Below are 13442 nucleotides of genomic sequence, written 5' to 3'. Positions count from 1 at the left end.
GCCCGGTTGAAGGTCACCGGTGCCGGGTCGTGCCGGATCAGCGCGGGATCGGCGCCCAGTTCGGTGAGGAGCGCGGATGGCGGCGGCGTCCGCGGTGAGCAGCCGGTAGGGCCGGGCCCGGGGCTCGGGGAGCAGCACCGCCTCGGCGGCGACGAGCAGCCCGAACCCGACCGCCGTCCCCACCAGGCGGGCCGGCAGCTCGTCCGGCGCGTACGGGGGGAAGCACGGGAGGATGTACATCAGCTGCAGCCCGGGGGCGGCGCCGGCGAGGCGCGGGCCGGCCACCGCGGCGAAGGCGAGGACGAAGCCGACCGCCAGCATGCCCGCCACGGCCGTCCAGGTGCGGCCCGCGAGGGCGGTGCCGGCGGCCACCAGCAGCCAGGCGACGGGCAGGACCCGGAGCAGGACGGCGGCCCGCTGGCGGCCGGTGCCGGGGATGCGGGACAGCGCCGCCATCGCCACCGAGGAGAACAGGGCGTAGAGCGCCGCGACCGGCTCGTCGAGGCCGTACAGGCAGACGAGGAACCCGGTGGACGCGGCCAGCGTGACCCGCAGCGCCCGCCGACCGGCGAGCGCCGCCTCCCCGTCGCCGGTGCGCAACCCGTCGACGGCCCGGCGTACCGCCCGGAGCGGGCCACGGGGCGGCGGGGCGTCCTCGGACATCGGCTGTCTGCCCCTCGGATCGGCTGAGACCCCCGTCCCTTCCATCCTGCCCACGGCCGGGGGAGGCTGCGAGCCCGCGGTCCCGGCGGTGGGGGCCTCGGGGCCGCCGTCGGTCCCGGAGCGGTCCCGCACCCCGCCGCGCCGGCCCGCGGTGGCAGGATGCTTGCGTCCGGTGTCGTCCGGGTCAGGCCCGTGCGGGGCGCACGGCGGTCCCGGGAAGCGAAGGAGGTCCGATGGGCCGCAGGAACCACCACGTCGCCGTCCTCGTGCTGGAGGGCGCGAAGCCGTTGGACGTGGGCATCCCCGCGCAGGTCTTCTCCAGCCGGCCGAGCATGCCGTACACGGTGCGGGTCTGCGGCGCCGCCCCCGGGCTCGTGACCGGTGGGGACGGCCTCTCGTACCACGTGGCCGACGGCCTGGAGGCCGTGGCGGACGCGGACACCGTCTTCGTCCCCGGCTACCGGGACCCGGTGACCACGGAGCCGCCGCCGGCCGTCGTCGAGGCGCTGGTGGCGGCCCACGCGCGGGGTGCCCGGCTGGCGGCCATCTCGACCGGGGCGTTCGCGCTGGCGGCCACGGGCCTGCTCGACGGGAAGAAGGCGACGACCCACTGGCACTACACGAAGGCCCTCGCCGAGCGGCACCCGCGGGTACGGGTGGACGAGAACGTGCTGTTCGTGGACGAGGGCGAGGTGCTGACGTCGGCGGGCGCGGCGTCCGGGATCGACCTGTGCCTGCACCTGGTGCGGCGCGACCACGGGGTCGGGCTCTCCAACCACGTGGCGAGGCGGCTGGTGGCCGCGCCCTACCGCAGCGGCGGGCAGGCGCAGTACGTACCGCGCAGCGTGCCCGAGCCCTTGGGCGACCTCTTCGCGAGCACCCGCGAGTGGGCGCTGGCCCACCTCGCCGAACCGCTGACGCTCGAAGCGCTCGCCCGCAACGCGCGGGTGTCGGCGCGCACCTTCTCCCGGCGCTTCGTGGAGGACACCGGCTACACGCCGATGCAGTGGGTGCTGCGGGCCCGCCTCGACGTGGCCCGCGAGCTGCTCGAACGCACGGACCTGGGGGTGGAGCAGATCGCGGACCGGGTCGGGCTGGGCACGGGCGCGAACCTGCGCCTGCACTTCCACCGGGTCCTCGGCACCTCGCCCACCGAGTACCGCCACACCTTCGCGGCCCGCGACGCCTGAGAGCGGTCTCCGGAAGCGTTTCCAGAAGCGTTTCCGGCGGCGGAGAGGCGGCGGAGCGGGGGTGGCGGGATCCTTGCGCCCGGTGGCGCTGATCGTGGCGGGATCCTTGCGCACCGTGTCGATCAGGCCCCTGTCCGGCCGGTTCCCCGGATCCGATCATGGAGGAGCAACGAAACGACAAGGGAGCCGCAATGACCCGCATCGCCATCAACGGTTTCGGCCGCATCGGACGCAACAGCCTCCGCGCGCTGCTGGGGCGCGGCAGCGACCTCGAAGTGGTCGCCGTCAACGACCTCACCGCGCCCGACTCGCTCGCCCACCTGCTCAAGTACGACAGCGCGCTCGGCCGCTTCGACCGCTCGGTCGCGGTCGACGGGAACGACCTCGTGGTCGACGGCCGCCGTATCAAGGTGCTCGCCGAGCGCGACCCCGCCGCCCTGCCGTGGGCCGAGCTCGGCGTCGACATCGTGCTCGAAGCCACCGGCCGGTTCACCGCGGCCGACGCCGCCCGCGCGCACATCGAGGCCGGCGCCCGGCGGGTCCTGGTGAGCGCGCCGTCCGACGGCGCCGACGTCACGCTCGCCTACGGCGTGAACACCGACGCCTACGACCCGGCCTCGCACGTGATCGTCTCCAACGCCTCGTGCACCACCAACGCCCTGGCCCCGCTGGCGCAGGTGCTGGACGACCTGGCCGGCATCGAGCACGGCTTCATGACGACCGTGCACGCCTACACGCAGGAGCAGAACCTCCAGGACGGCCCGCACCGCGACCTGCGGCGCGCCCGCGCCGCCGGCGTGAACATCGTGCCCACCACCACCGGCGCCGCCAAGGCCATCGGCCTGGTCCTGCCGAACCTCGACGGCAAGCTGTCGGGCGACTCGATCCGCGTGCCGGTCCCGGTCGGCTCGATCGTCGAGCTGAACACGACGGTCGCGCGGGACGTGACCCTGGACGAGGTGCTCGCCGCCTACCGCACCGCCGCCGACGGCCGGCTCAAGGGCATCCTCGACTACGCGGACGAGCCGCTGGTCTCGGGCGACATCACCGGCGAGCCGGCGTCGGCGATCTTCGACGCGGCCCTCACCCGGGTCGACGGCAAGCACGTGAAGGTCGTCGCCTGGTACGACAACGAGTGGGGCTTCTCCAACCGCGTCGTCGACTCGCTCGAACTCCTCGCCCGCGCCTGAGCCCCCGCGCCGGCTCCCGCCGGGGCCCCTGCCCGAGCCTCGCGCCCGGGCCTGGGCCCGAGCCCCTGCCCGAGTCCCCGCCCGAGCGCCGTCACGGCGCTCGGGCGGGGGCCGTTCGGGGGACGTCCGGTGCGTGTCGCCCGGGCCCGTGCGGGGGGCCGCCCGGATAGTGGCCTGGTCCGTCCGGCACCGGGCCGGGCGCAGGAGGGGAGCGGACGCATGGCCGGAACGCCCGCGGAATCGAACGGCGGGTCCCCCCGGCGGTGGACCGCCATGACCGGTATGTGCGTCGCGGCCGGCATGGTCTGGCTGTCCTTCGCGGACTTCGGAGTCGCCGTCCCGACGATCTCCGACGAGCTGTCGGTCTCGCTTCCCGCGCTGCAGTGGGCCAACAACGCCTTCAGCCTCACCACCGGCGCCCTGGTGCTCGCGGCCGGGAAGCTGGGCGACGTGTTCGGCCGCAAGCGCGTCCTGGAGATCGGCCTGGTCCTGCTGGGCGTGTTCTCCCTGCTGGCCGCGTTCACGCCCGGGGTGGAGGGGATGATCGCCGGGCGGGCCGCGATGGGCGTCGGAGCGGCGCTGATCCTGCCCGCCACCCTGGCGCTGATCCCGCCGATGTTCCCCCTGAGCGAGCAGCCGCGCGCGTTCGGCGCCTGGATGGCGGTCGCCTGGGTCGGCCAGGCCGCCGGACCGGCCGTCGGCGGGGTGCTGACGGGACTTCTCGGCTGGCGCTCGACCTTCTGGATCAACGCTCCGCTGGCGGTGGTCGCCTGGTGGCTCGTGCGCCGGTCGGCCGAGGAGTCGACCGACCCGAACGCCGGCCGGCACATCGACCTGGTCGGCCTGGTGATCAGCGCCGCGGCGGCGTTCTGCCTGCTCTACGGGTGCACCGCCGGCCAGGAGGACGGCTTCGACGACCCGGTGATCATCGGCCTGCTGGTCGGGTCGGTCGTCCTGGCGGCGCTGTTCGTGCTGGTCGAGCGGCGGGTCCGGGACCCGTTGCTCGACCTCCGGCTGTTCTCGTCGCGGCCGTTCTGCGGGGCGCTGGTGGCCAACTCCGTGATGAACATCGTCTTCGCCGGTGTCAGTTTCCTGCTCACCCTCTACCTCCAGGAGGTCCGCGGGTACGGCCCCGTCGCGGCCGGCCTGCTGCTGCTGCCGTCCACGGTCACCATCCTGCTGTTCAACCCCTTCGGCGGCCGGGTGTCGGCGCGGCGCGGGGCGCGGCTCCCGGTGGTCCTCGGCCTGCTCCTGCTGGGTGCCGGCACCCTGGTGGCGGCCGTCCTCGGCCATTCCTACCACTACGCGGTCCTGGCCGCCGGGCTGCTGGTGCTCGGCGCGGGTCTGGGGCTGATGTCGATCCCGCTGTCGGACACCGCGGTGGCCGGTCCGCCGGAGGAACTGGCCGGGACCGCCTCCGGGATGTTCAAGGTCACCAGCATGCTGGGCGGCGCCTTCGGTGTCGCCGCGACGGTGGCGGTCCAGCAGGCGGTGGAGACCGACCAGGCGATCAGCCGGGCGCGGGCGGCGGGGCTCTCCGAGTCCGACGCCCAGCAGCTGGGGAACGCCGTCACGGACTCCAAGCTCGCCTCCCAGATCCTCGCCTCGGTCGACCAGGCCACGGCGCAGGCGATCACCGCGGCCTTCCGCGAGGTCCAGGCGGTCGGTACCGGCCGGGCGATCGGCCTGTCCGGGCTGCTCGCGATCCTCGCGGCCGTGGTCCTGCCGTTGCTGTGGCGGCAGCGGCCCTCCCGCCGGGCACCCGACCCGCAGCGCTGAACGCCGGGGCGAAAGGCAGGGCCCCCGGGCGGACGGCTTTACGGACGCCCGCCCTCCGCTCATCTGACGGCAGCTCAAAAACCGCACAGTACGGGACAATTGTCGGCTCGTACGTCACGTTCGGCGCGGCAATTTCCCGATGTCCCTTGATCGGGCAACTGTACGATGGCTACCGTCAACCTCCGTGAAATCGTTAGCACCTAGAGCCTCTTTGGCAACTGATGCATCATCAGGCCGCCTTGACGTGCCGGTTCTCGGCGCGAGCGGGAGTCCGGTACCGCTGCACGTGGACGAGGACGACCCCTGTTTCTTCGATCACCCGCTCGACCACGTCCCCGGCATGCTGCTGGTGGCGGCCCTGCTCGACCTGATCCGCGCCCGGATGCGGGAACAGGCGGACGCGGGCTTCGGACGGCTCCGGATCTCGCTGAGCTTCGACCGGATCTGCGAACGCGACCGGCCGGTGCTGCTGCACTGCGACCCGGTCCCGGCCGACGACGGACCGGCCTGGCGGCTGCTGGCCGACCAGGACGGCGAGACCGTCTGCCAGGCGGTCGCCGGCCTCGGCCGGACCGCGGCGCCCACCGGGCGGCGCACCGCCACGGGCACTGCCGGGCCGGACGGTGACCTCCCCGCCGACGCCGCCCTGGTGCACCGGCGCCTGCCGGAGAACATCCTGCTGGGCACGGCCGTGCGCACCGAGCGGGCCGCCGTCCTCGTGCCGTCCGACGGGCACCGGCTGCAGGGGGACGCCGAGGGCCTGCACACCCCGGACGCGCTGATCGAGTCCGCCCGCCAGATGGCCACCATGCTCGGGCACACGGCGCACGGACGCGATCCGGACGCCCAGATGCTCTGGCTCAGCCTCGAAGCCGACGTGCCGACCGGCCTCCCGACGTCCGTCCCGCTGGCGCTGCACTGGGAGTTCACCCCCGCCCGGGGCGCGCGGGCCGCCTACCCGATGGTGCTGGTCGACGCGGAGAGCGGCGAGCCGCACGGCCGGATCGAGATCGTCGTCCACTCCCTCGACCGAGCCCGCTACGAGAGGCGGAGGGCCGCCAAGTGAGTACCGCGAAGTCCGTTGCCGGACACGGCCCTTCCCTGGCCGTCCAGGCACCCCGTCTGCTCTTCCTCTGCGCGGTGGCCGCGGTCGGCACCGGCGCGGTGGTCCACCTGCGCCACCTCGACCGCACGGTGGACCTGGTCGCCGGCCTCCTCGCCGTCTGCTACCTCGCGTGGCTCGCGGTCGAGATCCCCGTGACGTTCCGCAGGTCCGCGGCCCCGCCCAGCGAGTCGGCCACCCTGCTGCTCTACGCCGCGGCCCGGATCGCCACCGCCGGCACCGCCGTGCTGGGCCCCGTGCCGTGGGACGGCTGGTCGTGGGCGCTGCTCGTGCCGGCCCTCGTCTTCGTCGGCGGCGTCACCCTGCGACAGGTGGCGATCCACACGCTCGGCCGCTTCTACTCGCACCACGTGATGCGCCAGCAGGACCACCAGATCGTCACCTACGGCCTGTACCGGTTCATCCGGCACCCCGCGTACGCGGGGATGCTGCTGGCGCACGTCGGGTTCGTCGGCTTCTTCCTGAACCCGGCGAGCGCCGTCCTGCTGGTCACGCTCGCCGCCGCGATCACCTGGCGGATCCGCACCGAGGAACGGATGCTCATGAACATCCCCGGCTACGGCGCCTACGCGGCCCGCCACGCCCGACTGGTCCCGGGGCTCTGGTGACCGCGCCCACGGAGGTGCGGGAGGGCCGGCTGCTGCTGACGCCCGACGAGCTGCTCACCACGACCCGGACCGTCCGCCGGCGGCTGGACCTGTCACGCCCGCTCGACCTCGCGGTCGTCAAGGAGTGCCTGGAGATCGCCCTCCAGGCACCGAACGGCGGCAACACCCAGCACTGGCACTGGCTGGTCGTCACCGACCCGGACCTGCGGAGGCGGATCGCCGCCGTCTACCGCCGGGTGTTCGACGCCCGCTACCCGTCCGGCGAACGCCCCCCGGCCACACCGGAGGAGGAGGCCACCGCGCGCATGGTGGCCAGCGGCCGTCACCTCGCCGTACACCTGCACGAGGTGCCGGTGCTGGTGATCCCGTGCCTGCGGCTGCGAGGCGGGCGCCTTCCGGCCGGCAGCCAGGCCGGTCTGTGGGGATCCCTGCTGCCGGCGGCCTGGAGCTACATGCTCGCCGCCCGGTCCCGCGGGCTGGGCACCGCGTGGACCACCGTGCACCTGGACGCCGAGCAGGAGGTCGCCGCCCTCCTCGGACTCCCCGACGACGTGCGCCAGGGTGCCCTGATCCCGACCGCGCACGTCCTCGGGGAGGGCTTCCGGCCGGCTGCGCGCCGGCCCGTGGAGAGCGTGCTGCATCTGGACGGCTGGGCCGGTCGAGCGTGGGGCGGTGGATCCGATGACTGACCTCGTGGTCACGGCGGAGGCCGGCGACGTCCTCGCCGACGCCGCCGCGGTGGGGAACAAGTTCGCCCGTCAGGAGCTGCTGCGCCGGGCGGGCTTCCGGGTGCCGGAGTTCTTCTGCCTGTCCGCCACGGCCTTCGACCGGGCGCTCGACGAAGTCCGGCCGCTCCTTCCGGACCTGCCGCCGGACACCGGCGACGAGTCCGCGGTCGTCGACTGGTGCGCGGCCGCCCACAAGGCCCTGACCGACCTGAGCGTCCCGCCGGCCCTGGCCGAGCGGATCCGGGCGGAGTTCACCTCCCTGGTCGGCGCCGACGGCCTGGTCGCGGTCCGCGCCTGCGTGGTCCCGGTCGCCGGCTCCGGGCCCGGGGGCGCCGGGGCCGGCGCGGGCGGCCCGGGCGGCACCACGGACGACGCCGTCGGGGAGGACAGCGCCGTCGACCCGTTCGCCGGGATGAGCGACAGCTTCCTGTACGTCGACCTGGCCGGGCTCGCCGACGCCGTCGTCCGCTGCTGGGCGTCCGCCTTCAACCCGCAGGCCGTGCGCTACCGCGCGTTCCGGGGACTCGACCCGACGCGGGCCCGCGTCGCGGTCGGCGTCCAGCGGATGGTGCTCGGCACCCGCTCGTTCGTCGCGTTCACCCGCGACCCCCGGGACGGCTCCCGTCGCCACCTGATCGCGGCCGCGCACGGCATCGGCGAGGGCGTCGTCCAGGAGAAGGCCGACATCGACCACTTCTTCCACGACCCCGCCACCGGCCGGGTGACCGCGCAGACCGTGCACAAGCGCTGGTCGATGGGCCTGCCGGAGGACGCCGTCGCCGGAGCGCCGGTCCTGCTGGCGGTGCCCGCGGACCTGGCCGACCCGCCGGTCCTCGACGACGCGGAGGCCCGTACGGTGGCCGAACTGGCCGCCCGGGTGGAGGAACTGTTCGGCACCCCCCAGGACATCGAGGGCGCCATCACCCCCGACGGCGTCATCCACCTGGTGCAGGCCCGGCCGCTGGTGACCGCCCCCGCGGCGGGCGCGCCCGCCGCGCCGGACGGCGCCGGCCCCACCGTGTACTGGGGCAACCACAACATCACGGAGAGCTTCCCCGGGGTGTCGGGCGCGCTCACCTACTCCCAGTCGCGCGAGTTCTACCGCCGGTCCTTCGGCGACCTCTACCGGCGGATGGGCGTTCCCGCACGGCTCCTGCGGGAGAACGCGCACCGGCTCACCCGGATGGTCGGCTACCTGGAGGGCCAGGTCTACTACCGGCTCGACGACTGGCACGAACTGCACGGCCAGATGCCGATGTTCGACATCGTGCGCGGCCTCTGGGAGCAGGGCATGGGCATCACGGGCCCGGCCCGCGGCACCCGCCGCCGGTCGCGGGCCCGGGTGGTGGGTTCGGTGCCGGGCCTGCTGTGGCGCACCGCCGCCCACCCGTGGGAGGTGAGCCGGTTCCTCCACTGGTGGGACCGGCAGATGACGGAGGCGAACGCCGTCGGTGACACCCCCGAGGAGCTGATCGCCCTCTACCGGCGGATCTGGGACCGGGCCGAGCGCAAGTGGGGCGTCACCCTGGTCAACGCGCTCATCGCGCTGCTCGTCCTGCGCTCCGGCACCGCCCTGCTGCGCCGGTGGACCGGCCTCGGGCCGCAGGCGTTCGTGGCACTGCTGGTCGGCGGCAAGGAGAACCGGTCGCTGGAGGCCGTCCGCGCGGCCATGGCCCTGGGCGAGCTCGTGGGCACGATTCCCGAGCTGCGCCGCGCCGTCGTCGAGAACGACGACCCGCGGCAGGTGTGGACGGACCTGACCGCCGGCCGCTACGGCGAGCCCGTCGCCGACGCCGCCCGGTCGTACGTCGCGCGCTACGGCGACCGCGCCCTGCACGACCTCAAGCTGGAGGAGCCCACCCCCCGCCAGCACCCGTGGGCCGTCGTGCCGCTGATACGCCCGCTGGTCCGCCAGGGGGCGACCGTCGCCGCCAACCGGGCGGAGGAACGGGCCGCCGCCGAGCGGGCCCGCGCGAACCTGCGGGAGGTCTGCCCCCGTCCGGTGCGCCGCGCCGTGCTCCTGGCGCACGCGGCAGTGGCCCGGGACCTCGTGCGTATCCGTGAGGACACCCGGTTCTGCCGCACCCAGCTCTTCGGGATCTCGCGCGACGTGATGTGGCGCCTCGGCACGGAACTCGCCCGCACCGGCGTGCTGGACGACCGGCTGGACGTGGCGGACCTGACGGTGGAGGAGGTCATCGGCGCCTTCGACGGCACCGGGACCGTCTCCGACCTGCGCGCCCTGGCGGCGCTGCGCCGGGCGGACCGCCTGCGCTGGACGGAGTCCGAGCAACGACCCAGCCTGCTGGGCGTGCCCGGCAACCTGCCGCTGGTCCGCGCACTCCCGTACGCCGCGCCCGTCCTGGGCGACGACGCCCGCGACGACCGGGTGCTGCGGGGGATCGGCTCCAGCGGGGGTGTGGTCCGGGGCCGCGCCACGGTGGTGCTCGACCCCGGCGCCGGTACGGACGTCGACGGCCGGATCCTGGTGGCCCGGGAGACCGACCCGGGCTGGCTGTTCCTGATGATGTCCGCCAAGGGCCTGGTGGTCGAACGCGGCACGCTGCTGTCGCACACCGCGATCACCGGCCGCCTCCTCGGCGTCCCGACGGTGGTCGCCGTGCCGGAGGCCACCAGGACGATCCCGGACGGTGCGTGGATCGAGATCGACGGGAGCGCCGGCACGGTCCGGCTGCTCCCCGACCCGGCGAACGCCGAGCCCGCCGAGCACACCGAGCACACCGGGCCCGCTGAGCACACCGGGCCCGCTGTGCCCGCCGAAGACGTGGCGAACGCCGACCATGCGACGGGCCCCGCGAACGCGGCGGGCGCCCGGAAGACCGAGGGGGCCGAGAACGATGACTGACCCGGTACGTTTCCCCTTCCCCCCGGAGGCCGGTGTCTGTCCGGCCGCCGAGTACCACGAGCTCCTGGCCACCGGCGAGCCGTACCCGGTCCGGCTCTCCAGCGGCCGTCCGGCCCTCGTGATCACCCGTCACGAGGACGTCGCCGCCGTCCTCAACGACGACCGCTTCAGCCGGGCCCGCTACGTGGAACTCGCCCGCCCGCTCCTGGCCCGCAAGGCGGACTCGATCCTGCTCGCCACCGCCGACGCGCCGGACCACACCCGCCGCCGCCGCGCGATCCTGCCCGACTTCACCGCCCGGCGGGTCCGGCAACTACGGCCCCGACTGGAGGAGTTGGCCGAAGAGCTGCTGGACGGTCTGACCGCCGGCGCCGACCACGGCGAGGCGGACCTGGTCGACGGGTACACCGTGCCGTTCGCGATGCAGCTGATCTGCGAGCTCCTCGGTGTCCCGCGCGAGGACGGCGTCCGGCTGCGCCGCGAGGTGGACGTCCTCATGTCGACCTCCGGCCACACCCCGGAGGAGGTCGCCGCGACGCAGGCCCGGATGGACGCGTACTTCGAGGAGCTCGTCGCGGGGAAGCTGCGGGCCGTGGAACGCGGCGAACCGGCCGAGGACCTGCTGACCAGGATGGCGACCCGGCCCGAGGAGGATCCGGCCCTGCGGCTCTCGCCGAAGGAGATCGTGTCCCTCGGTTCGGGCATGCTGATGGCGGGCTACGAGACCACCGGCAACTCCTTCGCGATGTGCGTCCTGCTGCTGCTCGGGCATCCCGGTCTCGCCGAACGGCTGCGGGCGGAGCCCGGGCGGATACCGGCCGTGATCGAGGAGATGCTCCGGTGGAGCTCGCTCAACAACACCGGCGGCGCGCCCCATCTGGTGACGGAGGACACGGAGTTCGGGGGCCGCCCGGTCCGGGCCGGTGAGATCGTGGTGCCGGTCACGGCCGCCGCCAACCGGGACCCGGCGAGGTTCAAGGACCCGGACACCTTCGACCCGGACCGGCCGGACGCCACCGGACACCTGGCGTTCGGCCACGGCCGGCACCTGTGCCCGGGGGCCGAACTCGCCCGCGCCGAGCTGCAGATCGGTATGGCTGCGCTGCTGCGCCGGTTCGAGGTGCTGGAACTCGCCGTGCCCGAGGCGGAGTTGAAGTGGCGCCGGACGATGTTCATCAACGGCGTCTGGGAGTTGCCCGTCCGTTGGTCGACCCGTCCGAGACAGTCGGCGCGGCCGAAGCCGTCGAAGCCGTCGGGGACGCCGGCGTGATCCGTCGTCTCGGCCTCTTCGTGCGGGGCAGCTTCCCCCTGCCGCTGTCGGTGGTGTTCGGCGCCCTCTGGGCGGTGGGGGTGACGGGGCTCTACGCCGCCGTCCACCCGCACGCCCAGCACTGGCGGCCGGGGTGGGGCACCGTCCTCGCGGCGGTCACCGTCGTCGTCGACCTGCTGCTGCTGCGGGCCGCCGACGATCTGCGGGACCTGCCGTACGACCGGCGGCACAATCCGGGCCGCCCGCTGGCGCGCGGCGCGGTGCTGCCCCGCGACCTGGTGGTGCTGCTGGGCGTGGGCGCGGCCGTCCTGCTGCTGCTCAACACGGGGAACCGGCCCGCGCAGCTGCTGCTCGCCGCGCAGTTCGGGTACCTCGTCCTGCTGGTGGGGGCGGAGCTGCGGTTCGGCTGGCCGCCCGGGGACGCGGTGGTGCTGAGCGTGCTGTTGAGCGCTCCGGTCCAGATCCTGCTCAACCTCTACCTGTACGCGGTCTTCCTCGGCGACACCGGTCTGTCCGCGGACCGGCACGTCCTGGCGGTGCTCGCCGTGGTGATGCTCGCGGCCACCCACCACGAGCTGGCCCGCAAGCTGGTCCGGGCCCCCGGGGAGCGGGAGCGCACCTACGTCCACGCCTTCGGGGTCCGGGCCACCACCGCGCTGGCGGTGGGGTTCGCGGTCGCCTCCGCGGTGGCGGCGCTGGCCGTCCTCCGTCCGTGGGAGGCGGGGGCCGGGGCGGCCTGGGGGTGGCTGGTGGTCCTTCCGGTGGCCGTCGTCCTCCGGGCGGCGTGGAGCTTCGTCCGGGGCGGGGCGCCGCGCTGGCCGCTGCGCGCGGTGGTCGGCTACCTGCCGGCCGCCTTCACCTGCTACCTGCTGATCGGCATGGGGGTCACGGCATGAGGACGGAGAACCTGTTCATCGCGGGCCTGGGCACCTGGGTCCCGGGGTTCGAACCGGTGGCGGAAGCCGTCCGCCAAGGCCGGTACGACGCGGAGCGGGCGCGGGCCGAGGGCTGGACCGGCGTGGCGTTCGCCGGGGACGTGTCGGCGCCCGAACTCGCGGCCGGGGCGGGCGTGGAGGCCCTCAAGCGCTCGGGCCTCGACGCCGACCGGATCTCGCTGGTACTGCACGCCGGCACCTTCCACCAGGGACCCGACGGCTGGTACGCCGCGAACTACGTCCAGGACAAGGTGGTCGGCACCGCGGTGCCGGCGATCGGCCTGGACCAGGGCTGCACGGCGATGCTGGACGCGCTCCACCTCGCCCACGGCCACCTGGCGGTGGGTCCCGGCGGCGGCGCGGTGCTGGTGACGGCGGCCGACAACTTCGGTGCCCCGCTGGTCGACCGGTGGAAGTACGCGGACGGCTGGACCGCCGGCCGGGGCTCGGTGCTCGGTGACGCCGGCTGCGCGGCGGTCGTCTCCACCGAGGGCGGTCCGCTGCGGATCCGTTCGCTGGCGCTGTCGTCGCTCTCCAGGTGGGAGCACCTCTACCGGGGGGAGGACCCGGTGTTCCCGCCCAGGCCGGGCCTCACGGTCGAGACCTCCCTGGGGCGGCGGATGGCCGCCCACGCCGACCGGCTCGACCGGGACGGCGGCCACGACGCGGAGGGCGGGTCGCGCCGGGCCGTCGCCGGTGACCTGGTGCGGGCGCGGACGGCCCTGGCCCGGCAGGCGATGGAGGAGGCGGGCATCGGTCCGGCCGACGTCACCCGGGTCACCCACGTGTTCTCCGGTCACCCCCGCTACCTGGAGACCCTGCTGGAGCCGCTGGGGATCGACCCCGGCCGCGGCATGCTCGACCTCGGCCGTGCCCACGGTCACCTGGGGGCGGGCGACCAGTTCCTCTCCCTCGCCCATCTCGTGGAGACCGGCGCCGTGTCGCCGGGCGACCACGTCCTGATGATGGGCAACGGCGCCGGCATCTCCCTGGCCTGCTCGGTGGTCGAGGTCCTGGAGGACCCGGGCTGGTGAGGTCGGCACCGACCCGCCCCGCGCACCCGTCACGCCGCCGCGGCGTGACGGGTGCG

At 74.7% G+C, this 13442-nt stretch carries 10 protein-coding genes and 1 pseudogene; 10 read left to right on the top strand and 1 reads right to left on the bottom strand.

Annotation, left to right across the window (positions count from 1 at the left end; all coding sequences use genetic code 11):
• Nucleotides 1-663, bottom strand: a pseudogene (locus tag ABZY91_RS32760) (hypothetical protein); the annotation flags it as partial.
• 233 nt (nucleotides 664-896) lie between these two features.
• Between ABZY91_RS32760 and ABZY91_RS32755 the strand changes: the two are divergent.
• The 10 genes from ABZY91_RS32755 to ABZY91_RS32710 all read left to right on the top strand — a co-directional run bounded on the left by ABZY91_RS32755 (nucleotide 897) and on the right by ABZY91_RS32710 (nucleotide 13386).
• Nucleotides 897-1853 carry a helix-turn-helix domain-containing protein gene (locus ABZY91_RS32755; protein WP_329876508.1) on the top strand — a complete coding sequence of 319 codons (957 nt, stop codon included), beginning with the start codon at nucleotides 897-899 and terminating at the stop codon, nucleotides 1851-1853.
• A gap of 191 nt (nucleotides 1854-2044) precedes the next feature.
• Nucleotides 2045-3043, top strand: coding sequence for a type I glyceraldehyde-3-phosphate dehydrogenase (gene gap / locus ABZY91_RS32750; protein ID WP_329951233.1), 999 nt, complete (start codon nucleotides 2045-2047; stop codon nucleotides 3041-3043).
• Between the two features lie 273 nt (nucleotides 3044-3316).
• Nucleotides 3317-4822, top strand: a complete 1506-nt coding sequence (locus ABZY91_RS32745; protein WP_329876512.1) for an MFS transporter — start codon at nucleotides 3317-3319, stop codon at nucleotides 4820-4822.
• Nucleotides 4823-5066: 244 nt separating this feature from the next.
• Entirely contained in the window at nucleotides 5067-5888 is an 822-nt protein-coding gene (locus ABZY91_RS32740; RefSeq protein WP_355406675.1) for an AfsA-related hotdog domain-containing protein, read from the top strand.
• Complete coding sequence (locus ABZY91_RS32735; RefSeq protein WP_355406673.1) at nucleotides 5885-6553, top strand: isoprenylcysteine carboxylmethyltransferase family protein; 669 nt, start codon at nucleotides 5885-5887, stop codon at nucleotides 6551-6553. The genes ABZY91_RS32740 and ABZY91_RS32735 overlap by 4 nt, the downstream gene beginning before the upstream one ends.
• On the top strand, nucleotides 6550-7242 hold the full coding sequence (locus ABZY91_RS32730) for a nitroreductase family protein (protein WP_329951237.1): 693 nt from the start codon (nucleotides 6550-6552) through the stop codon (nucleotides 7240-7242). The genes ABZY91_RS32735 and ABZY91_RS32730 overlap by 4 nt, the downstream gene beginning before the upstream one ends.
• Nucleotides 7235-10147: a PEP/pyruvate-binding domain-containing protein gene (locus ABZY91_RS32725; protein WP_355406671.1), complete on the top strand. Its 2913-nt coding sequence runs from the start codon at nucleotides 7235-7237 to the stop codon at nucleotides 10145-10147. The genes ABZY91_RS32730 and ABZY91_RS32725 overlap by 8 nt, the downstream gene beginning before the upstream one ends.
• Nucleotides 10140-11417, top strand: a complete 1278-nt coding sequence (locus ABZY91_RS32720) for a cytochrome P450 (protein ID WP_355406669.1) — start codon at nucleotides 10140-10142, stop codon at nucleotides 11415-11417. The genes ABZY91_RS32725 and ABZY91_RS32720 overlap by 8 nt, the downstream gene beginning before the upstream one ends.
• Nucleotides 11414-12313, top strand: a complete 900-nt coding sequence (locus tag ABZY91_RS32715; protein WP_329951240.1) for a hypothetical protein — start codon at nucleotides 11414-11416, stop codon at nucleotides 12311-12313. The genes ABZY91_RS32720 and ABZY91_RS32715 overlap by 4 nt, the downstream gene beginning before the upstream one ends.
• Nucleotides 12310-13386 carry a ketoacyl-ACP synthase III family protein gene (locus ABZY91_RS32710; protein ID WP_355406667.1) on the top strand — a complete coding sequence of 359 codons (1077 nt, stop codon included), beginning with the start codon at nucleotides 12310-12312 and terminating at the stop codon, nucleotides 13384-13386. The genes ABZY91_RS32715 and ABZY91_RS32710 overlap by 4 nt, the downstream gene beginning before the upstream one ends.
• The last annotated feature ends 56 nt before the right edge of the window (nucleotides 13387-13442 follow it).

The sequence above is a fragment of the Kitasatospora sp. NPDC002965 genome (genome assembly GCF_040611255.1).
GTDB lineage: Bacteria > Actinomycetota > Actinomycetes > Streptomycetales > Streptomycetaceae > Kitasatospora.
The sequence above is the reverse complement of the archived record's forward strand: the minus strand, read 5'-3'. Positions and strand labels throughout refer to the sequence as shown.